The 22,846-nt window shown below is 35.2% G+C and carries 19 protein-coding genes and 2 tRNA genes; 8 read left to right on the top strand and 13 right to left on the bottom strand.

Annotated features, from left to right (window positions below; translation table 11 throughout):
• The first annotated feature begins 175 nt into the window (after positions 1-175).
• Positions 176-2,662 carry a phosphoenolpyruvate synthase gene (gene ppsA / locus CY0110_RS20500; RefSeq protein ID WP_008277463.1) on the top strand — a complete coding sequence of 829 codons (2,487 nt, stop codon included), beginning with the start codon at positions 176-178 and terminating at the stop codon, positions 2,660-2,662.
• 270 nt (positions 2,663-2,932) lie between these two features.
• Here the strand turns inward: ppsA and CY0110_RS20505 are convergent, their stop codons facing one another.
• Complete coding sequence (locus CY0110_RS20505; protein ID WP_035800194.1) at positions 2,933-3,298, bottom strand: hypothetical protein; 366 nt, start codon at positions 3,296-3,298, stop codon at positions 2,933-2,935.
• Between CY0110_RS20505 and CY0110_RS30065 the strand changes: the two genes are divergently transcribed.
• From CY0110_RS30065 to CY0110_RS20515, 3 genes are all read left to right on the top strand, one after another.
• Positions 3,287-3,451 carry a hypothetical protein gene (locus CY0110_RS30065; protein WP_008277464.1) on the top strand — a complete coding sequence of 55 codons (165 nt, stop codon included), beginning with the start codon at positions 3,287-3,289 and terminating at the stop codon, positions 3,449-3,451. The two genes, CY0110_RS20505 and CY0110_RS30065, sit on opposite strands and share 12 nt — an antisense overlap.
• Before the next feature lie 123 nt (positions 3,452-3,574).
• Positions 3,575-3,760, top strand: a complete 186-nt coding sequence (locus CY0110_RS20510; protein ID WP_008277465.1) for a hypothetical protein — start codon at positions 3,575-3,577, stop codon at positions 3,758-3,760.
• Positions 3,761-4,201: 441 nt separating this feature from the next.
• Positions 4,202-4,477, top strand: coding sequence for a hypothetical protein (locus CY0110_RS20515; protein WP_157464618.1), 276 nt, complete (start codon positions 4,202-4,204; stop codon positions 4,475-4,477).
• 13 nt (positions 4,478-4,490) lie between these two features.
• Here the strand turns inward: CY0110_RS20515 and CY0110_RS20520 are convergent.
• Both CY0110_RS20520 and CY0110_RS20525 read right to left on the bottom strand, forming a co-directional pair.
• A tRNA-Thr gene (locus CY0110_RS20520) sits at positions 4,491-4,562 on the bottom strand.
• A 13-nt stretch (positions 4,563-4,575) separates the two neighbouring features.
• Positions 4,576-4,660: transfer RNA gene (locus tag CY0110_RS20525), tRNA-Tyr, on the bottom strand.
• A 242-nt stretch (positions 4,661-4,902) separates the two neighbouring features.
• Here CY0110_RS20525 and nblS point away from each other — a divergent pair.
• Complete coding sequence (gene nblS, locus CY0110_RS20530; protein ID WP_408605585.1) at positions 4,903-6,864, top strand: two-component system sensor histidine kinase NblS; 1,962 nt, start codon at positions 4,903-4,905, stop codon at positions 6,862-6,864.
• Here the strand turns inward: nblS and CY0110_RS20535 are convergent.
• A complete protein-coding gene (locus CY0110_RS20535; protein WP_008277469.1) occupies positions 6,861-7,226 on the bottom strand; it encodes a hypothetical protein in 366 nt (121 codons plus the stop codon). The two genes, nblS and CY0110_RS20535, sit on opposite strands and share 4 nt — an antisense overlap.
• A gap of 87 nt (positions 7,227-7,313) precedes the next feature.
• Here CY0110_RS20535 and CY0110_RS20540 point away from each other — a divergent pair, with 87 nt between their 5' ends.
• Positions 7,314-7,784: a Mov34/MPN/PAD-1 family protein gene (locus CY0110_RS20540; RefSeq protein ID WP_008277470.1), complete on the top strand. Its 471-nt coding sequence runs from the start codon at positions 7,314-7,316 to the stop codon at positions 7,782-7,784.
• 38 nt (positions 7,785-7,822) lie between these two features.
• On the opposite strand, the gene CY0110_RS20545 is transcribed toward CY0110_RS20540, so the two are convergent.
• The 3 genes from CY0110_RS20545 to CY0110_RS20555 form a co-directional block, all read right to left on the bottom strand.
• Positions 7,823-9,223, bottom strand: a complete 1,401-nt coding sequence (locus tag CY0110_RS20545) for an MFS transporter (RefSeq protein WP_008277471.1) — start codon at positions 9,221-9,223, stop codon at positions 7,823-7,825.
• A 91-nt stretch (positions 9,224-9,314) separates the two neighbouring features.
• Entirely contained in the window at positions 9,315-10,571 is a 1,257-nt protein-coding gene (gene sigC / locus CY0110_RS20550; protein ID WP_008277472.1) for an RNA polymerase sigma factor SigC, read from the bottom strand.
• A gap of 237 nt (positions 10,572-10,808) precedes the next feature.
• Positions 10,809-12,233: a c-type cytochrome gene (locus tag CY0110_RS20555; protein ID WP_232285766.1), complete on the bottom strand. Its 1,425-nt coding sequence runs from the start codon at positions 12,231-12,233 to the stop codon at positions 10,809-10,811.
• Between the two features lie 565 nt (positions 12,234-12,798).
• Here CY0110_RS20555 and miaA point away from each other — a divergent pair.
• Positions 12,799-13,704, top strand: coding sequence for a tRNA (adenosine(37)-N6)-dimethylallyltransferase MiaA (gene miaA / locus CY0110_RS20560; protein ID WP_008277474.1), 906 nt, complete (start codon positions 12,799-12,801; stop codon positions 13,702-13,704).
• Here the strand turns inward: miaA and CY0110_RS20565 are convergent.
• The 5 genes from CY0110_RS20565 to CY0110_RS20585 all read right to left on the bottom strand — a co-directional run bounded on the left by CY0110_RS20565 (position 13,701) and on the right by CY0110_RS20585 (position 20,886).
• Positions 13,701-14,426 carry a cyanoexosortase A system-associated protein gene (locus CY0110_RS20565; protein WP_008277475.1) on the bottom strand — a complete coding sequence of 242 codons (726 nt, stop codon included), beginning with the start codon at positions 14,424-14,426 and terminating at the stop codon, positions 13,701-13,703. The two genes, miaA and CY0110_RS20565, sit on opposite strands and share 4 nt — an antisense overlap.
• Positions 14,427-14,459: 33 nt before the next feature.
• Complete coding sequence (gene crtA / locus CY0110_RS20570; RefSeq protein WP_008277476.1) at positions 14,460-15,299, bottom strand: cyanoexosortase A; 840 nt, start codon at positions 15,297-15,299, stop codon at positions 14,460-14,462.
• A gap of 266 nt (positions 15,300-15,565) precedes the next feature.
• The gene (locus CY0110_RS20575) at positions 15,566-16,270 is read right to left on the bottom strand and encodes a lysophospholipid acyltransferase family protein (RefSeq protein WP_008277477.1); all 705 of its coding nucleotides are present in this window, start codon (positions 16,268-16,270) and stop codon (positions 15,566-15,568) included.
• A gap of 148 nt (positions 16,271-16,418) precedes the next feature.
• Positions 16,419-19,484: a plasmid replication protein, CyRepA1 family gene (locus CY0110_RS20580; protein WP_008277478.1), complete on the bottom strand. Its 3,066-nt coding sequence runs from the start codon at positions 19,482-19,484 to the stop codon at positions 16,419-16,421.
• A 685-nt stretch (positions 19,485-20,169) separates the two neighbouring features.
• Positions 20,170-20,886, bottom strand: coding sequence for a Cif family virulence factor (locus CY0110_RS20585; RefSeq protein WP_232285767.1), 717 nt, complete (start codon positions 20,884-20,886; stop codon positions 20,170-20,172).
• A 74-nt stretch (positions 20,887-20,960) separates the two neighbouring features.
• Between CY0110_RS20585 and murG the strand changes: the two genes are divergently transcribed.
• Entirely contained in the window at positions 20,961-22,007 is a 1,047-nt protein-coding gene (gene murG, locus CY0110_RS20590) for an undecaprenyldiphospho-muramoylpentapeptide beta-N-acetylglucosaminyltransferase (protein WP_008277480.1), read from the top strand.
• A gap of 9 nt (positions 22,008-22,016) precedes the next feature.
• Here the strand turns inward: murG and CY0110_RS20595 are convergent.
• Positions 22,017-22,846 (bottom strand): YihY/virulence factor BrkB family protein (locus CY0110_RS20595; protein ID WP_008277481.1); only part of this gene is annotated, 830 nt, incomplete at its 5' end.

The raw sequence follows: 22,846 nt of genomic DNA on the forward strand, positions 1-22,846 counted from the left end.
CATTGTTACTTAATCATTTAATAACTATTTCTTTATCCTAATTCTGTGTAGACAGCTAGTGCGGTTTGCTGAAAAAGTCAAGTAAAACATTATTATCTTTATAAATTTTAACAAGCTAACTCCAAAGATAAAAACTCGTTAAAATAGAGTTAGGAATTAGGGTTAAATATTGATTATGGTAACAACGACGAATGAAATAACTGCAACCAGTAATAGAGAAACAGCATTTATTTTATGGTTTGAAGAAGTTGGAAGTAAGGATGTTAGTTTAGTAGGGGGAAAAAACTCATCTTTAGGGGAAATGATTCAACAATTGAATCCTAAAGGTATCAACGTTCCTACAGGATTTGCCACAACAGCTTATGCCTATCGTCACTTTATAGAATCAGCCGAATTAGAGTCAAGATTAAGAGATTTATTTGCAGATTTAGATGTTAATGATGTTGCTAATTTACAAGAAAGAGGACAATTAGCTCGTTCTTTAATTTTGAATACCCCCTTCCCCCAAGAGTTGCAAGAAGCGATCAAAAAAGCCTATAAAACCTTATGCGATCGCTACAGTAACGAATGCGGTCAACTCAGTGAAAAATACCGCCAAGAATGTGAAATAGAAACCCAAAACCTTGATGTAGCGGTCCGTTCCAGTGCCACGGCAGAAGATTTACCCGACGCTAGTTTTGCTGGACAACAAGAAACTTACCTCAATATTCATAGTGTTAAAGGAGTCCTAGAAGCCTGTCATAAATGCTTTGCATCTTTATTCACTGATCGCGCTATTTCCTATCGTGAAAATAACGGATTTGATCACTTTGAAGTCGCCCTTTCCGTTGGGGTACAAAAGATGGTCAGATCAGACTTAGCCTCCGCCGGTGTGATGTTTTCTATTGATACCGAAACTGGCTTTAAAAATGCAGCCTTAATTACCGCAGCCTATGGGTTAGGAGAAAATGTGGTTCAGGGTTCCGTTAACCCCGATGAATATTACGTCTTTAAACCCACTTTAAAACAAGGATATCGACCCATTTTAGAAAAAAGAATCGGCACTAAAGCGATCAAAATGGTCTACGATACTGGAGGATCAAAACTGACTAAAAATGTTGAAGTCTTACGAGAAGAACAAGAAAAATTTTGTTTATCAGACGAAGAAATTTTAAAACTAGGGGAATGGGCTTCTATTATTGAAGATCACTATTCCCAAGTTAGGGACACTTATACCCCTATGGACATCGAATGGGCAAAAGATGGACGCACCGGAGAACTCTACATTGTCCAAGCTCGTCCTGAAACCGTACAAGCTCGTAAATCAGGAAATGTCCTCAAAAGCTATCATTTAAAAGATCATAGTAATATTATTGCCATCGGACGCAGTGTGGGTGCAGCGATCGGTCAAGGAAAGGCCCGTGTGATCCTTGAAGCCAGCAAAATTGACCAATTTAAACCAGGGGAAGTTCTCATTACCAACCGCACCGATCCCGACTGGGAACCGATCATGAAAAAAGCTAGTGCGATCGTCACCAACCAAGGGGGTAGAACCTGCCATGCAGCCATTATAGCCCGTGAAATGGGAATTCCAGCCATTGTCGGTTGTGGAGATGCTACGGACAAAATAAAAACCCGTCAAGAAGTCACCATCTGTTGTTCAGAAGGAGACGAAGGCAAAGTTTATGAAGGGTTATTGCCCTTTGAAGTCGAAGAAAACCAACTCGATAATTTACCCACCACCAAAACGCAAATTTTAATGAATGTGGGTAACCCAGAAAAAGCTTTTTCTCTAGCCAGTCTTCCCGCCCAGGGTGTCGGGTTAGCCCGTTTAGAATTCATTATTGCTAACCATATTAAAGCCCATCCTTTAGCCTTAATGAAGTTCGATGAATTAGAGGATGAAGCGGTTAAAGAACAAATTGCAGAATTAACCAAACGCTATGAAGATAAACCACAATTTTTTGTTGATAAATTAGCGCGAGGGGTAGCAACGATCGCTGCTTCATTTTATCCGAAACCCGTTATTGTGCGGATGTCTGACTTTAAAACCAATGAATATGCCAACTTATTAGGGGGTCAACAATTTGAACCCAAAGAAGATAACCCTATGATTGGTTGGCGCGGTGCTTCTCGTTATTATGATCCCATGTATCGTGAAGCATTTGCCCTAGAATGTGAGGCATTAAAAATGGTACGGGATGAAATGGGTTTGGTTAATGTTATCCCCATGATTCCGTTTTGTCGCACCCCAGAAGAAGGCAAGAAAGTCATTGCAGAGATGGCAAAACATGGGCTAAAACAAGGGGAGAATGATCTGAAAATTTATGTCATGTGTGAGTTACCCAGTAACGTCATTTTAGCGGATCAATTTGCAGAAGTATTTGACGGTTTTTCTATCGGATCTAATGATTTAACTCAGCTTACTTTAGGGTTAGATCGGGATTCTGCTTTAGTTGCCCAATTGTTCGATGAACGCAACGAAGGGGTAAAACGAATGGTTAAATTAGCCATAGAAACAGCGAAGAAAAAAGGCCGTAAAATTGGTATTTGTGGACAAGCACCGAGTGATTATCCAGAGTTTGCTAAATTCTTAGTTGAATTAGGAATTGATTCGATGAGTTTAAACCCTGATTCTGTCTTGAAAACCTTGTTAATGGTGGCAGAAGTTGAGAAGGGTTAACTTAACTTTGTCGGGTGGGCAATGCCCACCTTAATCATATATGATACGAAATATAACTTATATTATTGAAATGGTTATAATTTAGCCATGAAAAATAAAATGAATTATTATATCTAACACAGCACATATCATAGATAATGTTAATGTAATAACAGCTTGTCTTAAAGCTTTTTCTCTTATCTGTAAAAATTTGTTTAAATCTTCAATAGTATATTTCCAAATATTAATAATTATCGATTCTTTATATTGTGTAGTTGTTCCTTTTTCTGCTTATGAAAGTAAATTTTCTGGCTTAATAACTAATCGAATAGATTCTTTGTTATAGCCTTTCCATAAACAAATAGTAATCGATGTTATACTAAATATATAAGCTAAAGTTTTAAGAATAAAGCATGAATAACATGGTAAAGAGTCCATATTTTCACTAATCATAACGGCAAAAGATGGGCTAGGTAAATTAGTTATAAAAAAGTGTATGTATGTCACTTCAGCGGCAGCAAGTAATCTTAAGTTATTCGTCACTTCATTAAGATTTTCTCTAAGAATATCAATCGACTTTTCCACATAATCATAAATTAATGCTATATTATTATCATAGTCTTGATTATTGGGAGAATCAGAATCATGAGTGATCATCAAAATAAGCAACCTCCTGAGCAACTAGAGAAAAAGAATATCAAAGATAAAGATAAGAATGAATTAGAGGAAAGTTCAGTAACATTGGGAAAGCAAAAAAAATCTCGAAATCCAATATACTTTGATATAAACAAAACTATTACTATAGAATAGTCTAGTTTAATGATAATGTGTTTTATTTCCTAAAACTCTGAAAATATCAAGATAATTCTCGGCATAATCATAAATGAATGTTATGTTATCATTATGCTATTCATTTTAAGAAAAATAAGACTTATGAATGATAACCAAAATAATCAATCTTCTGAAAAATCGAAAGAACAAGCGACTGCTAAACTACAAAGTCATGATACAACAGAAGGTAAAGGTGATGAAACTATAAAATTCTTTATTGAAGACACTATCTCTATTAATATTAAAGCATCTTCAGGAGAAGAGTATGTAGAATTTAATGATAAGTAAAAGTATTTTGCAGAATTTTTATCAATTTTCTTCGCCTTTCATCTCGCAAACACAGAAGGAATAAAAATAGTTGCAGCTGCTACAATAATTAAACTAAAATAAAAGCCAAACTAACCACTTGTTGAGATGCTTTTTGATAAGTTTCAATACGGATATCAAATTCTTTTAGCCGTTAGTTAATATCATCTGTTTTAGCTTCAAGATGATCGAGTCTTTCTTCAATACCTCGATTATTTTTTTCAATTAATTCTTTGATTTCTGCTAATTGTTCAGATTCAGTCATGATACTTTCCTAATAATTAGATTAACTTTTGAGGGGTTAATAAAGAGTAATGCTAAGATTATTATACCCAGAATAATAAAGCTTACAGGACAATGAAAAAAATACTTTTTCTGACTTTCATTGTATCTTTTTTTTACTTATTAAAATACAACCTAGTCATGGCTTTACCCATTCCTTCCTTTTATCAAGGAATGCCCTACAATGAAGCTAGAACCAAAATGTTAGAATTAGGTTGGCAAGTTCCAATTATTAACAACTCCCAAGACTGTCAATTTATGCAGGACATTTGTAAAGATTATCCTGAAGTCAACGCTTGTTCCGAAACCGGTGTAAGTTTTTGTTTATTTATCTTTACCGATGCTAACGGAAAACAGTTCAAAATTACTACAGCAGGACGAGACCCACTTGAAATGGTAAACTGGAGAAATGAATAACTTGAATATCAAAAGCCCGTGACGAGGATTGAACTCGTGACCTCACCCTTACCAAGGGTGTGCTCTACCACTGAGCCACACGGGCGTGTGTTATTAGGTGGTGGGCCGAGCTGGATTTGAACCAGCGTAGGCATAGCCAGCGGATTTACAGTCCGCCCCCATTAACCACTCGGGCATCGACCCATTTATCTCACAATTATTAATATTAGCATAGGGATCTAACAATTTCAACCATTCAAAAAAAATTTATTTTTTCACCGCTTTTGAAGTCTATCCCTAGGCTATTGACGAGTTAATATAATATGGTAGGGAATAAATTGTATGTTACAAAATCTTAATGTAAATTAGCCTTGTTTAATCTCCTAGCCAAAATCAAAGAGATTCTCAGACGGTGGTGGTCAGAATTCACCCTGCAAACCAAGTTAATGGCAGCAGCAACCCTTGCCGTCTCATTGTTTATGAGTGGTTTAACTTTCTGGGCCGTTAATACCATCCAAAAAGATGCACAATTAAATGATACGCGCTTTGGTCGAGATTTGGGGTTATTATTAGCCTCTAATGTTGCCCCTCTCATTGCTGAGGATAATTTAACGGATGTTGCTCGTTTTTCTAGTCGTTTTTATCAGAGTACCTCTAGTGTCCGCTACATTATTTACACCGACGAAACAGGACATATTTTCTTTGGTATTCCCTATTCATCGGCCGAGGTTCAAAATTCCTTGACCATTGAACGTCGCTTACAACTCCCTAACTTCCCTGCTGATCATGATACCTTACCCCTAGTCAGACAGCATAAAAGCCCTAACGGTGAAGTCACTGATGTTTTTGTTCCTCTCAAACACGAAGGCAAACACTTAGGTTATTTAGCCATTGGTATTAATCCTAATGCTACGGTGGTAAACTCGTCTAATTTAACCCGTGACGTGACTATCGCTGTGTTTGTGGCAATTTGGGCTATGGTTATTCTAGGGGCTGTTTTTAATGCTTTGACTATTACTCGTCCCATCAAAGAATTATTGGTTGGGGTAAAAAATATTGCAGCCGGAAACTTTAAACAAAGGATTAACCTTCCCTTTGGTGGAGAGTTAGGAGAATTAATTTTTAGCTTCAACGAAATGGCAAAACGTCTTGAACGTTACGAAGAACAAAATATTGAGGAATTAACCGCCGAAAAAGCTAAATTAGATACTTTGGTGTCTACTATTGTTGATGGAGCAATTTTATTAGATACCGATCTCAATTTATTATTAGTTAATCCTACAGCAAGACGGATGTTTATCTGGGAAGGAAAAGATGTTATTGGTAAAAACATTCTTGAACTTTTACCTGAAGAGTTAACTGCTCAATTACAAACTCCTCTAGAACAAATGGTACAGCAAAATGCGACGGAGTCCCCTGAGACAGAACCAGAAAAAACCACAGAAACAACATCCATACAACAAAAAATCAATCCAGGGGAATATCGTATTAGTCTCAGTCAACCCACATCCAGAATTGTTCGAGTTCTGTTAACACAGGTATTTGACCAACACAGAGGAACTTTGAAAGGTATCGCTATGACGGTACAGGATATTACCCGTGAAGTGGAATTAAATGAAGCCAAAAGTCAGTTTATTAGTAATGTATCTCACGAATTAAGAACCCCTTTATTTAATATTAAATCTTTTATCGAAACCTTATCAGAATTTGGAGAAGATTTAACAGAAACAGAACGCAAAGAATTTTTAGAAACGGCGAATCATGAAACCGATCGCCTCACTCATTTAGTGAACGATGTTTTAGATTTATCCCGTTTAGAATCTTCTAAAACCTATCATCTTGATGGGGTAGATTTATCTCAGTTGATTGAACAAACTTTAAGAACTTGTCAACTCAATGCGAGGGATAAAGAATTAGTTTTAAATAAAGAGGTTGAAGCTAATTTACCGTTAGTGTTAGGACATTATGATTTATTGTTACAAGTAATGACTAATCTGGTGGGAAATGCCCTAAAATTTACTCCCCCCGGTGGTATTATCATGATTCGAGCTTATCATTTTAAAACAAAGTCAAAACAATTTAACGATAAATCCTGTGTAAGAGTTGAAATATCTGACACAGGAATTGGTATTGCGGCCGAAGATCAAGCAGCTATTTTTGATCGCTTTTTTCGCGTCGAAAACCGCGTTCATACCTTAGAAGGAACGGGGTTAGGATTATCCATTGTGAAAAATATTATTGATAAACATCATAGTCAAATTCATCTCATTAGTGAAGTTGGAATCGGTACGACGTTTTGGTTTGATTTAGCTCTTTATCAAGATAATTGTTCCCCTTCAGAAGGGTGTAACAATGAAACCATACTACCGAGAACCGTCGATGTCCATCCTAATAGTTTACTCTTTTAGTTAGATAAGGCGATCACTAAACTAATACCAATTAATCCAACAATGAATAAAACCCCTCGGTAACGATAACACCAACGTTTAATGACAGTAAGAGGGTTTCCTGGAGTTAATTGAACGATATCCTCTGTCACTAAAGGTTGAGTTTTATCGTGGTATAAGGTGCAAGTTCTAGCAAACGGACGTTTATCATAACTACAACTATCATCTTCATGATATAAGCAATGATCGCATAAAAATTCTGTTTGTGTTGCTTGATATAAGGGAATTCCAGGATGTCCAAATGCTTTGAGAGGTGTCCGACAATGGGGACAGTCAATGGCTTGACTATTAACAAGTTGTTGACATCGGGGACAAGTGGTCATTAATCTGATGGTTGCTCAAAATTTCCTTTTTATTGTAAATAGTCAGACCTAAATAAAACCGTAATTTGTTACGAAATGTTAACAAGCATGATTTATTTTTCTCATCAACAATTACAACAAATTCACCGCCACGCTCAAATAACTTATCCTGAAGAATGTTGTGGTTTACTATTAGGAAACCTTGATAGGGACGATAAACGAGTTGTAGAAGTCAGAGAAACCGAAAATAGTTGGACAAGTGAGATTAGTGATAACTTACCCAATAGCCCCAGTTCTAACGAGCAACCTTTAAGTAAAAAAAATCGTTTTACTATTGCTCCGTATACTTTATTGCAAGTACAAAAAGAAGTCCGCGATCGCAACTTAAATATTATCGGTATTTATCATTCTCACCCCGATTATCCTGCCATTCCATCAACATTTGATCGTGAAATTGCTTGGTCATCTTATTCTTATCTTATCGTTTCTTTAATACAAGGTAAATTTATTGAAATTAGAAGTTGGAAACTCGACAAAAATCAACAATTCAAAGAAGAAATTATTACAGTTGTTGCATAATTAATATTTATTACCTACAATGACCCATTATTTATTAGTTAACTACCAGGATTGTTTTTTTGATAAATTTTAGATACTATGTCTTGATGAATTTCTTTGGTAATAGGATATAAATAAGCGAACATAAAACTAATAAATAATAGGGTAATAGGTAAGGGTCCAATTATCATGCGAATTGCCCATAAAGCCGTATCTGGTTGTTGTCCTGTACTCCCAGGAATATAGCCAGCACTATCTAGTATTTTACCTACCATTAATAAAGCTACAGCAATACCAATTTTTTGTAATTGAACCACCAGGGCAAAAAAAATCCCTTCTCGTCTTTCTCCTGTTTTTAATTGATCTAAATCCACAACGTCGGGTAACATCGACCAAGGAACAATATAAGCCGTTGCGATACCAATTCCTGCCATAACGGCAATTATATACATTAAAGTTACTTGTCCTGGTTGTAGTAAGAATAATCCTAATTCTGCCACAATCGTAAAAGGAATTCCCATTAAATAAATAATCTTTTTTCCTAAACGATGACTAAGATGACTCCATACCATCATCATCAGTAAAGCGGTCCCTTGAACCATAATAGCCATCCGAGTAAAATGTTCTTCTGTTAATTCCATACAATTAATAACAAAATAAGGTAAAATAGCTGCTATTGTTTGTACGCTCAACCAAGAACAAAGATAAATAATCATTACACAAATAAACGGAAAGTTGGTAACAATTAAGCGTAATTTTTCCTTGACAGACAATGAAGATGAGCGACGATAATTAGGATAATCTTCTTGAACTTGATGATAACGTTTATAGGTTCCTAAAATACTAATAAAAATAGCAAAAATAGAGATTAATCCCGCCATTAATCCCAAAATTAAATATTGTTTTTGTTCATTATTAACCGAACTAAAAATAAGTTCAGCTAAAATTAAAGCAAAAATACTACCACCAATACTAAAAGCTGAACGGAAACTAATTAAATTGGTTCGATCGTTATAATCTTGAGTTAACTCAGCAGATAAAGCACTATAAGGAAGTAAAACTGCAGTAAACGCTGTATAAAAAACTAAAGCAATAATTGTATAATAAATAATCTGAAACGTTTGATTATTAGAAGGGGAAATTGTCCACAATAAAACACAACTTAACCCTAAAGGAATTGCTCCTAAAATCATCCAAGGATAACGGCGGCCAAAACGAGAACGAGTGCGATCGCTTAACCAACCAATTAAGGGATCATTAATAGCATCCCAAATTTTACCGATCATGACAATAATACCAGCTAGTCCAGGTTTTAGACCAGCAATATCAGTCAAGAAAAAGAGAAAAAAGAAAACTAAAATATTACTTGGTAACGATCCACTTAATTCTCCAATACCATAAGCTAACTTCGTCGAAAAATTCAGTTTTGTTTGCGGATTAAATTCTTGAGAAGATGACATTTGAGATATTGCACTAATATTTCTCAATATTAGCAAAATTCAGATTGTCATCCTGGACTACAACTAATTTTTAAACTCAGAAGTCTTAAGATTAAGGCAAACTTTCAAAATAATCTCGAATTTGATTCCGTCGTCGAGGTTGGCGTAATTTTTGTAAGGCTTTCGCTTCAATTTGGCGAACTCGCTCGCGGGATAAATCTAAAGTCCGTCCAATATCGGCCAAAGAATAAGAAACTCCATCTTCAAACCCATAACGTAGTTTAATCACTTCTTGTTCTCTTTCCGTTAAGTCTTCTAATAAAATTCCGATATCTCGACGTAAAGATTCGATGGCTAAATTTTCTTCTGGGGAAATATCTTCTGATTCTAATAAATCCACTAATTCTGTATCTTTTTCTTTACCAACTTTAATTTCTAAAGAAACAGAACGAGGAATTTTCATCAACACGTCTCGAACTTGTGTCGATGACATATTTAGTTCTTTGCCAATTTCTTCGAGGGTTGCACTACGTCCTTTTGCTTGGGAAATTTTACGTTGAACTTGTTTGATTTTATTAAGTTTTTCTGTAATGTGAACAGGAAGACGGATGATTCGACTTTGGGTAGCGATCGCTCTAGTTATTCCTTGACGAATCCACCAATAAGCATAAGTAGAAAAACGATATCCTTTAATGGGATCAAATTTTTCAACGGCTTTTTCTAGTCCGAGGGTTCCTTCTTGGATCAAATCTAATAATTCTAATCCTCTATGTTGATATTTTTTAGCTACAGAAACCACAAGACGTAAATTAGCTTTAATCATTTCGTCTTTAGCGCGGATTCCTGATTTTTGAATTTCATCTAATTCCTTGACATCAATATTCGCCTCAGTTGCCCATTGTTGTTTTCCTTGGGCTAATATTTCTTTTAATTCAAACACTGATACTTCACTAGCTTTTGCCCATTTTTCCCAAGAGGGACGATGACCTAAATAAGCCATTAACTGGTCATGAATGCGATGGATATCGACAAATTGCTTCATGAGTGGCTCATTTGCTTCTGCTGCTTGATTTCTGATATCTAATAATTCAACATAACGTTGAACCTGTTTAGATTTACTGACTTCTTCTTCTTTTTTTAATAAGGGAACCCGACCAATATCTTGAAGATATAAACGGACTAAATCTGTTGTGACTCGATGAGTTGAGGTATCTGTTTCTGTAAAGTCTATGTTTTGTAATTCTAATTCAAACAAATCATCTCCTAACTCAGAAGTGATCTCATTATCTTCTTTGTTTGACTCTGTGACAGGTTCAACTTGAGGAAAATTATTGTTATCAATATTGTGATAGGAAGATGTTGCTAACATAGGAATTTCTCAGTAATGATGACGAGATCAACGAGGACTTTTAACTTCCTCTGGTTAACTTTAGAATTCCCCAACTAAACTTAAAAAATATATAATCTTAATATTTATTCAAAATAGATATATCAGAATTAGTTGGTTATACGGTTTAATCGATAATTTTAATTTTTAAATAACAGTAATTTCACCCTTCGTGTAGTGATCAGTAACTGATTACTGGTCACTGATCACTGATAATTGTTAAAGGGTTTTGAGATACTCTACTAGAGCTTGTTTATCCTCAGTGGATAACTCGGTTCCATATAAATGGCCTTGATTACTGTTACCTGGGAGATGGGTATCGTATTCAAATCCTTCTTTTTGGGCTTGGGGTCCTTCGGAAATAAAGCCGACTTGATCCTGATCGTAAACATCGTAACCTCGATAAAAAACAGGAGTGCGATCACTTGGGACTTCTAAAAGCTCCTTAAGAGAGGGAACTGAACCATTATGTAAATAAGGGGCCCTTAACCAAATACCATCTAAAGCAACGGCGACGTAACCGTCTCTTTTGTGTACTTGGGTGAAATCCCATTCCTGTCCATCTCCTACCGCCAGATACTTATCAACTGCTGCTTGAGTCCACATTTCAATGCGATGGTCATCGGTTCCCACCTCTTCAACAGGAATGATGGTTCCTGTGCGATCGCCCCCAAAAGCATGACAAGAGGCACAGTTATTATCAAAAATAGGTTTTCCTTGACTTACTAAAACGGGATCGATGTCAAAAGGATAATCAGGGGGAGGAATTAAACGAATGAAGTCTTCAACCCTTTGTAGGTTTTCTAGGGGTACGTTATCAGGTTTGGTTCCTGCTGCTAAAGCACCCATAATAACGGTTTCAGTCAGACTGGTTTCTAATCCATCCCAATGATAGTCAAATCCTTTGTGTTTTCTTTCGTTCCATATCGCAGGATCATCTACATTATCAATGGTGTCATCGAGGGGTAGCCTAAAGTTAATAAATTTTACAGGGTTAAACGAAGGGATTCGCCCAGGACCTGGATCTGGACGGCTCTTGGTCCAAGCAAATCCTAATCCCAAACCCATTAACTTTTTTTGAGTGTCGGGAATAATAACGTAACGATACAGAAGTTTATCTGACCAAGATAACTGATGTTTGGCTTCAATAGCTGGTATGATATTGTCGGGAGTAAATTTTGGATCATTGCCACAGGCTGCTAAAAACCGAATATTAGCGATAGAGTCAAATGTTTGCGTCGGGGCCCCTAAGACTAAGGTGGGGGCATCTTCAGGAGTTTTACGATAGGTTGTACTGTGACAAAGGGCGCAAGTTGATCCCTGACGGGGAAACCCGACAATGCTTTTGGAAACCCCTACCGGCATTTCTTTGCCTTCTTCCCAGATAAATCCGAGAGATTTATAACCGCCGGGTCCGGGTAAATGTTTAGCAAAAAGCTCAGGTAACACTTCCCAAATAAAAAAAGGAACGCCCCCGGAATTAATAGAACCATATTTAAAGTGATCTTCTGCTGATTTATAAACAATAGGAACTTCTCGTTTAAAATTGTACCAAGCAAAATAACCTACCCCTCCTGTTATTAGTAAAATAACTAAAATAAGGGTAGTGATAATTTTTCCGACTTTACCAGTAAGTAAGATCATAAAAACTGCCATAAGATTTCATAGGTTAACCTAAAAAGGATTCAAACTCTGAGAAGAAATTACATAGGATAAGATTTTGGTTTGTCTTACCCTCCATAATTTGTTTGATAGCAGTTCTCATCTTATTGAGACATTAAAGATTATTAATAAATAAAAAGGGTTTAACTATTATAAATTAAGGGTCAAGTCTAACAATACCCTTAACTTTAAGCAATTATCAATACCTTAATATTCATTGTATTAATAAACTTTAATATTTCTTGATTGTTTAAAATAGGGAACGTTTTAACAGCGGAAAAAAGAAAATTCAAGGAGAACTCATTATTGTGAGGACTTCTATCCCTTCTCTATTTTATCCTTGTTGATGTCTAAAATAAAACAGTATTTTCTTGAGTTATTGATTGGGGTTATTTTCCAATAAAAATTGCTCAAAACTTCAAGATAGTATTATGACTATAAATCATCAAGTCTATAAACTTCAAGTCTGGCGTTAAAATTCGTCATATATTTTAATATTTAGTTGAAATTTTGTTATAATGAGATAAGAACGCGAATATTTTTCATTATGTCAAAAGGCTTAATTGTGATTTGTGGAGCAACCGCAACAGGAAAAACGGCCTTAGCTTTAGAAATTGCTAAATCTATTAATTCTATAATTATTAGTGCAGATTCTCGTCAAGTTTATCGAGAATTTAATATTGGAACAGCAAAAGCAACGCAAGCAGAACAAGAGTTAATTCCTCATTATTTGATTGATATTTGTGAACCAACCGAAACATTAACTTTAGCAGAATATCAAGAGAAAGTACAGAGTTTAATTGACAAAAATCTAACAAAACTTCCTCTTTTAGTCGGAGGAACAGGACTTTATATTAAATCTATTGTCAAAGGATTAAAAATTCCAAGGGTTGCGCCACAACCGAGGTTAAGATTACAGTTAGAAGCCTTAGGACAACAACAATGTTATCAAATATTACAGCAAGTTGATACTATAGGAAGTCAAAAAATTCATCCCAATGATCAAGTTAGAACTCTTCGTGCTTTAGAGGTATTTTATGTGACTGGAATCCCCATTTCTCAACAGCAGGGAGAAAATCCACCGACTTATCCTATTGTGCAAATTGGTTTAGATTGTTCTACCGAAGAATTAAAAAAAAGAATTGAAAAAAGAACGAAAAAAATGCTCGAAATGGGATTGATTGAGGAAGTGGAAAAGTTAGTTAAAAGATATGGTTGGGAATTACCTTTATTAAAGACATTAGGATATGCAGAAATCATCAACTATCTGCAAGGAAAATTATCTTTATCCGAAGCAGAAACAGAAATTATTTTACATACCCGACAGTTTGCTAAACGTCAACTAACTTGGTTTCGTGCTTATCCAGAAATTGAGTGGTTTGATACTACATCCTCAAACTTAGTTGAAAATGTTTTATCAAAACTCAATGATACTGTGGAGTTAGGTAATTAATAATCGGGAAAGTTATTTTTCCACCAGGAATACCAATCTAACCAAGCTGTTTCTAGCTTTTCCTCAACTTCATTTAATTCTTTATTATTGGGATCTATGTTAATAGTAAAGTCTAATTCTGATGAATCAGGTATAGACATGATACTCCATAAACAACGATATTCAACTAAATCTTGTTCTCCAATTAACCATAAAAAAGTTCTAGTAAGTCCCCAACCCCGCAAATAGCGATTTCTATTATACTGATCTAGGGTTACAGTTGCCTCTCCTTTAGCATTAATACAAGACCCTAAATAGGTTGTATTTTCGTGTTCAAATAAAGCATAATGTCCCACACCTTTTTTATAGTAGATGTCAGGATTAATAGTAGCTGCTGGCATACCCATGTCTTTGATCAAAAAGTGATTAAAACTCCCGCTATACTGTGCGTAACGAATTTCTGCTGTTAGACTTTCTTGGTCGTTTGTATATTCATAAACTTTCCCTAAAATTGGTTTTACTTCATCCTCCGTTTTCATTGATTGTAGAGGTTGAGTGTCAATTAAGTTCCAATTAGACAGGAGAACGGTATCAGGAATCGTTACAGTTTCAGTATTATCATTACTTTGTTCAGTTTTTTCTGGGACAACAATTTTATAAGTGAGAACGCCTAAAAGTCCTAAGAGTAAAAATCCTAAGAGACTGACTCTAGTTGTTTGCCAGTGGGTTTGTAATACATTCATATTTTCTTGATTTGAAATATTTTAATAGTTAACTTAATCTTGAGTTTCTAAAGTAAGAGGACGAATATAGGAAAACCAGCAAAATAAACCAAATAAAATAACTGATATCATAGCAAAAGCTAGACTCCCATCTTCTCCATGCCAATATTCAAAAGCTTCATCAGCAGACTGAGAAACAAAAAATGTCAATAAACCAATACGAATACAGTTAACTAAAAAACCAATAATTGGAGCTAAGAAAAGACACAATATTTTTTGACTGGTTTTCAAAGGAACGATAAAAAATAAGAGAATAGAACAAATAATCATCAGGGTAACAATATCAATGCCAGCACAGCTAGATAATACTTCAACCCTTCCAGTAGGTAAAATAATAGAAACTCCTTCTCGATAGGGTTGAAATCCTAGGATATATAACATAAAAGTAGAAAATATAGCAGTCCATTTTTCCATATTGATCATTCCCAAAAAACGCATGATGGCTGGATATAATAAGAACAGACTGAAGATATAAAGTTCTTGTCTATAAAACTGAAAACCTTTCAAACTGGCGGTGAGTAAGACTAAACCAATAGCGAACATAAAAGGACAAAGAAAGAAATGATAACCTGATGTAGAGATGCTTCTTAGTAAAGCAAGCACAATCAAAATAATTCCCAATATAGTTGATGGTAAATTACTTTTTAGATCAAGGTTTTTTGCTTGGTATTTATCCCATAATAAAGAAGCAGCCGTTAACCAAATCAAAAGACTAACACTGATTAGGTTTTGATTCCCTTCTTGTTCTAAGAGGGTAAAGTGAAGAGCGGTAATAGCTGCTATGATACCTAAAAGCAAATAGCTAGGTTTCCCTAGTTTTTCAAAAATTTCCATGGCCTTGGAGAACCTTCCAAAAAATCATTTTTATATAGTATCACCAAGTATAGTCTATGGTTTAATTTCCGTCACCTATTAACTTAAGTTGAAATCAAGCTAAATATTCTATAGGGTTACATCAATAATGACTAGATAATTGACTAAGTAAAGATTCAGTTCAAAAAACTGTTTACTGCAAAATATTAAACTGCGATCGCCTCAAAATCAATCACAAAAGAGCTACTTCTCGAATCACAAATAAAAAAAGAAACTAATAATTTATTTTAGCTTTGAAAAACTATTGCCTCAGATTGATGGTGAAATACTTGTTTTAAATCAGATTCTAAATCAATAGTTAGCTTTTCGGAACTACGTTTCATTTTAGTAGTGTCATAAGTAGCGACATCAAGGGGAGAACCAATATTAACCGTAACATCGGTTCCCCAACTGGGAAAAGGCTGACTGTATTCAATCCCTATGGGTAAAATTTTCATACCGCAACCGGGTTGTTGAGATTCTACGTCTAGGGCGATGCGGGCCACACCTCGTTTGAGGGGATGAACTTCGGTATCTCGGAAAATTCCGCCCTCTGGAAAAATAACGAGCATTTCTCCTTGTTTAAGCACTTCTATACTATGCTCTAAACTGCTGGGTCCTGGCCGTTTTACATCCACAGGAAACCCTCCTAAACGGCGAATAAACCACCCTTGTATTCCTTCCATTTCACTTGAGGTAACCATAAACCGAACATCTCTACCACTAACCATTCTTCCCACGGCATAGGGTATGATTAACGCATCCCAACGGGAACGATGGGTAGGGGCAATGATCACCGGGCCAGTATCAGGGATGTTTTCTTGTCCTGTTATTTTAATTCGACCAAAATATAATGGTAGTACGAGCCATGATCCCAAAGGATAAGTGATACGGATTAACCAAGGAGAAATACGAGATTTGACTTGATCGCTCTTAATGGTAGAAATATTCATAAATTAGGCTAGGCAAAACGCAACAAAATCATCTCAAAAAGAGATAAGTAATACACAAGGTCATTGTAGTTACACTATAAAACTTTTTATTATTAATGTCTTCGCAGGTACAGACAGTTATATAGCTGTCAAGTTAGGTATTCAGTTATTAGTGATCAGTCTTTTTTTTATCCTCGTAGTTTATTCCCGAAAAATCTAGACTCAACTGTATATGTTTACTATAATCTTGTGTGTCTTTATTTTGAGATTTTGGCAATTGATAAGCTTCAAACCAAGGTTCGGAGGTTCCTGGGGACTTTTGATCTTTTAATAGCCATTGTTGAAACACTGTTTCTCGGTTATCATTGGGGGTCACAACTTGATACAATCGAAACCTTTTTTTATTGATTATTTTTGTTCCACAACAGTTTAAACCATACCCTAGTTTGTCCAAAAATCGTCTAATAATTGTGATAGGACTAGCGTTTTTAGCAATCCCAATTCCCATAATTGTTTTAATATCTTGTCGATTATTAATGGCTAAATCTGCCATTATTATAAGATCAGAATCGATATTGATTAACTTACGATTAATATCTTTTAAGAGAATATTAATTCCTAAAACTTCCATTGTTCCGACAATAGCACCAAATTGACGGCTATTAAAATCAGGTAAAAAGATACTACCTTGTCCTTGTTCAATTAGTTTTTTTGCTACTATGGTATCTCTATCGGCTAAATAATTTCGTCCTATAGTTAAGAAGTAATGTAGTCTAAGTTTTTGATACCAACCTTCATTATCTAAGGCAACTAACTGAGGGGTAACTGGAATACAATAACGACGTTGTAAATCATATTTTCTTAGTTTTCTACGTTCTTTAGTTGTTTTTACTAAAGATTTTTTGATTATTTGATATTCTTCATCACTTAAATCTTGAGATTGAGCGATTTTTTTACAGTCTAACTGATAATTGCTTTGTCTGACTTCTTCAATAGTTTCTGCTAGTTCATTTGCATTTTTAGAGAATTTTTTTTTGTTTTTTTTTGTTTTTTTTGTATTATTATTGTTGTTGTTGGGTAAATTTATTTTATGATTTTCTCCTTTAATAGCACTAAGAATGCTCTCTCTATAATGAATCATTTGTGCATTAATTCGCACAGATATTTTTCCCCAACATAATAAAGATTCGGCTTGAAAACCTGTATCTAAATCATCTAAAGATTCTAAATCAGCTTGCTGTAAAAATCTAATATTTAAGTTCGTTAAACGATGACCTGATGTTAATAACTTAGGAATAGAAGTTGAACCGTTACCTACTTTATTAAACCCATAGGAAGCTAACCAAAGATAACGAGGTATATTATCTCTTATTCGTCCTAAAGATTGAACGACAGATGTGGGAGTTTGTATCCCTTGAGCTAGACACCAAACAGAAGTAAAGTGACCTTTTATATCAATACTAACCCCTGTTTCAATGGCAGGACTACTTAAAACAATATCATAATTAATTAATATCTTATTAAGTTGAGTTATACACTGATAAGCATCATGATTAGGATTGGTTAATGATTGGGAATCAATTCGTAAAATCTTAGCATCGGGAAATTGTTTTTTTAGATAGGATTCTAATGTTTGAGTTCCCCATTTGCTAGTTAGCTTTTGAGCAGATAAACAGATAAATGGTTTACCTCCTTGACGGATATACTCGACTAAATCTTTAATAAAACGTTTGGGAGTTGTTTCTGGATAGTTATGAGCTTGCCATTTTTCGTTTTGAGTAGATTTCCAGTAATTTTTGATAATAAATGGTTTTAAATCAATTCCTGATAAAGCTATTAAGTAATCTAAAGAAACATCACTTAAGTCTGCATCAGCAACAAAAATCCTGCCTCTTGTTTCTAAAACTACTTGTATTAGCTGTTTAAAACATCTCAATATAGAAACGCGGTTGTTTGTACAAGTTTCGGAATTTAAACCATGCCAAATAACTTGTTCAATTTCATCAATAATAACGACAGCATTTTGCCAGTCATGGGGATTAAATTTAGCTTGAGATTTTTCGTGGAGAGAATCAATACATAAGCCATAACCTAAGCATTTCTGACGAGGATAGCCATTGATTTCTGTAATATAAGGGAGTCCAAACCGTTGACATAATTGTTCGACTAATTTAATACGATGACCGATAACTAAAACTTTTTGACGATTAGCGATCGCTTCTTGAACCACTTTAGCTAAAGACTCAGTTTTACCTGTTCCAATACCAGATTTTATCCCCACTAATTTAGCTGTATCAGGAATCGCTAAACTAGGAAGATAACGATTATTAACTTCCAAACTTGCTTCATAGGTTAACTGGGTAAATTCTCTAGCTTTCCATATCTCCAGAGGTAAAGCTTTTTGATAACAGTCATCAAAGGCTTTTTTGCCATAATTAATGAAAAGATCATCAACGCCTTTTCCTTGTTCACAGTCCCAATGAATAACTTTAACTGTGCATCCAGTTTGATTTAATAAATAACCTAACTTTCTAATGGCATGATTAACCGCTTTGATGGTCTTGGGTTGACTATCTTGATCAAAAGTAATATAAATTTCTCGTCCACCATTGGTTAACTTATTTAACTGAGGAATTAAATAAGATTTACCGATACGATTTCCTTGTTCATCTTTGGGGGTACGATAGCCATTGTTAATCCCAGGAAGAGCGATCGCAACATATCCCGCACTTAACAAAGCCCCTGCTTTTTTGGCTCCTTCTGTAATACAAAGGGGAATCGAAGGATGATCCATCACCCATTGCCAAAATCCTCCATCGGGTTGCCTCTGATCAGCTATGTCTGGAGTAAACTCAATGTCATACTGTTGCGCTATACTAGCCCAAAGATGCAATGGGACTCTTAAGGCAAAGATGCCTGTAGGGGTTTGGGGTGGATGTTCATATTTAATTAACTTTCTCTGGTCATAACTCAGTCGTGGTTGCTTGGGTTTAAAACATCCCCATAGGTCTTGATCTCCTGTGATCACATCCACCCCTGAACACCACCACCCCCCTTGTTCTGTGTGTTCATAACGTTTTAAAATATGGTTACTGAGTCTGCCATCGTTTCGTCGGGGAAGCTCATCAGAATACAATAAATGCTCTGAAGGGGACATTCCTTCTAAGGTTGTTACATTTAATTTTATGAGTTGCTCATCAACGCCACTATTTAACCATTCTTCTCGATGGTTCATGCTCTATTCTCCCGACAATTGAATTCCAACAAACTCCATAACACAAGGCAATAAAGGGTTTAAGGTGACTCACCCTTATAACTGACCATGCTCTATGTATAGTGTTTGGATCTATAATCTTAAGCACAACACACTAAATATGGAAGAGACAAGTGAACTATTTTGCTGAAACAATGATAATTTGTCTAATTTCATAAGTTTTTATTATTATTGATTTGATTTACTTTTAAAATACAAAAGACTAAAATTTCACTGCTCTTGACAAAATATGATAATTATTTGCAATAAGTAACGAAGTCAAGTCTTTATGGTATGATGAACAAGATTAAAAATCTGTAGCCAGTATGTCTAATTTTTAAAATCGTCTCTCTAACCTTCATCGTTTCGTTATATTACTCTCTTCATCAGCTAAGAAAGTGCCATTTTTCCTAATTATTTTGAGCATTTGTACTAAAATAAGGCTAAATACAATTACTTATTGCTTGACAAATACATGAAAATATGCAGTGAGGTTAAATGAGATTATGGTACAACTGCTAACATGAACTCATAAATCATGCTTGTACCTCATAGCACGCTACAAAAAAATTTTTGCCCTCACTCATAACAACTAAAACAGTGAAGATATTAATTTACTCAACAATTCGGACACGATGAGTAACCACAGTAATACCACCACTACGAACTAAAATAGCAGAAAGCCAACGATTTTCGGGGTTTCAGCAGCAGGAACTCGTTTAAATAATCCCCCAGATTGTAATAATTCTAACTGCATAGTAGACGGATCTAAGTAGCGATCGCTTTTAACGTCTTCCGTACTAGCCATTCCAGCTAATAACTCATCACTTAAGGGTTCATTAACAATTACATCAAAATCAAAGCTTTCCCCAACTTTTACCGTTTCTGGTATATTTACCGTCACTTCTGGCGGTTCTTCCCCAGAAGTTAATTTAGTTTCTTCACTTAAAATTTCTTGGCGAACAAGTTTATCCCCTTGAAAAGTTTGACGGGATTTAATTTTGGCTTCTAGTTGAATATTGCGACCACTTTCTTCCCTATTTCCTGTTACGGTGGTTAAAGTTTCAGCTACCCAACCAGTAGCTTTTTGTTCCCAGGATAAAAGCTCTGTTGTGTAGTTTAAATTAGGATATTGTTCCCACAGTTGTTGTAACCCTTGGGTAAATTCATCGAACATCAATCCGTCCGCTGTTACATATTGCTCACTGTACAATGAGCGAATTCGTTCCATATCTTGTCGATTGGCTGCAGCATCTATCTGAGTGATCAAGGCTTTTAATTCAACTGGTGCAGTGTCAGGACTTTCTGCCCGTAGGCTTAAATAATTTCCTAAGCTTATACCCAAACCAATTACAATTGAGAGGAACCAACGGCGATACATCATTCGTCTACCTTTTGTGAACTATTCTGATTAACCATACAGGATTTTCGCTTTATTGTAACGAATATTTTGTTTTTATGGCACGTTTATTAATCGCAGCAAGTGGGACTGGGGGTCATGTTTTTCCTGCTTTGGGAGTAGCTGAAAAACTACCAGATTATGAGATTCAATGGTTAGGAACTCCCGACCGTTTAGAACAGACTTTAATCGGCGATCGCTATTCCTTTCATCCTATATCAGTTGAAGGATTTCAGACTCGTTCTCCTATTAAAAGGCTACAAATTTTATTAGGGTTAGTTAGTTCGGTTTTTGAAGTCAAAAAACTGATTGAGCAAGAAAAAATTGATGTAGTTTTTACCACTGGAGGATATATTGCTAGTCCCGCTATTTTAGCTGCCAAATTATCAGGTATCCCTGCAATTCTTCACGAATCTAATTATATTCCTGGTAAGGTAACTAAATTATTGAGTCGCTTCTGTACTACAGTAGCTTTAGGATTTGAAGGAACTAAAAAATATTTACCCAATACTTCAACTATTTGGGTCAGTACCCCTGTGCGATCGCAGTTTTATACTCCCCAACCTTTAGACTTAAATATTCCTGTTAATGTGCCTTTAATTACTGTTATTGGAGGATCTCAAGGGGCAGTTTCGGTTAATCAATTAGTGCGTCAATGTATTCCGAGTTGGTTAGAAATAGGGGCTTATGTGGTACATTTAACAGGAAAAAATGATCCTGATGCTGATAGTTTTAAACATCCTCAATATATTTCTTTACCCTTCTTCGATAACATGGCAGGATTATTACAAAGAGCCAATCTAGCGGTGAGTCGTGCTGGTTCAGGAACCTTAACAGAATTAGCCATTACTAAGACTCCAGCTATCTTAATTCCTTATCCTTTTGCAGCAGAAGATCATCAATCTTTTAATGCTGAAGTATTTGTTAAAGCAGGGGCAGCTTATTGTTATCAACAGAAGGAATTAACAGATAAAAAACTAAATAATTTAGTTTTAGATTTACTTAAAAATTCCAATAAACTCAAAGAAATGTCTCAAAAAAGCTCAGAATTAGCTGTTATGGATAGCGCAGAAAAATTAGCTAATTTGATCAAAGATTCTATCTAAGTTTTTTGTTTATTTATCTTTTCGACTACCGAATAAATGAGTATAGACATAGGTAAATTCACAACCTAAAAAGAAGATTTGACAAGTGAGAAATATCCATAATAATAGTACCATAAATCCGCCAACAATGCCGTAAGCTCTAAATTGCTCACCAATGCGAATCACTCCATTACTAACTAAACTTTGAAGGAGGGAAAATAAGCTAACAGAAATTAACGCGCCGATCCAAATATCACTCCATTTAACTTTAGTTGCCGGGAGGGTTTTATAGAGAACCATAACCACAGAAGTTAAAAGGAAAAATGTAACGCCAAGTTGTAAACTATTCCATAAAAAGGCTTCATCGACTCTGAACCAAGTAATCACCTGTTCTACGTTTTTAATAATTTTTAAAAATACTTTTAAAGCAATATTAGAAAGCAAAGAAACTAATAGTAAAGCAGTTGAACTTAATACTAATAAAAAGGCGATAATTTGATTTTGAATGAAATTGATAATTGTCCAAATCCAGCCATTTCGAGTATAATTATGATGATAAACTTTCCATATTTTATCAACGGCACGTCCTAAAGCTCGAAAAATACGACTTGCAGTAATAAATAGGATAGAAAAACCAATAATTCCTGCACCTAAACTACTTTCATTTAACTGAACTAAGGTACTTTCCACAATACGATATGCTTCTAAGGGTAAACCTCTTTTCGCAAAAACTAAAATCTGAGTATAGGCATTGGTGTCAGGCCCAAGAATTAAACCTGTTATACTCAAAATAACCAACAAGATAGGGAACAGGGAAAAAATGGCATAATAGGACAATGCTGCACCCATTTCTATACAGT

The organism is Crocosphaera chwakensis CCY0110 (assembly GCF_000169335.1).
GTDB classification, from domain to species: Bacteria; Cyanobacteriota; Cyanobacteriia; order Cyanobacteriales; family Microcystaceae; genus Crocosphaera; species Crocosphaera chwakensis.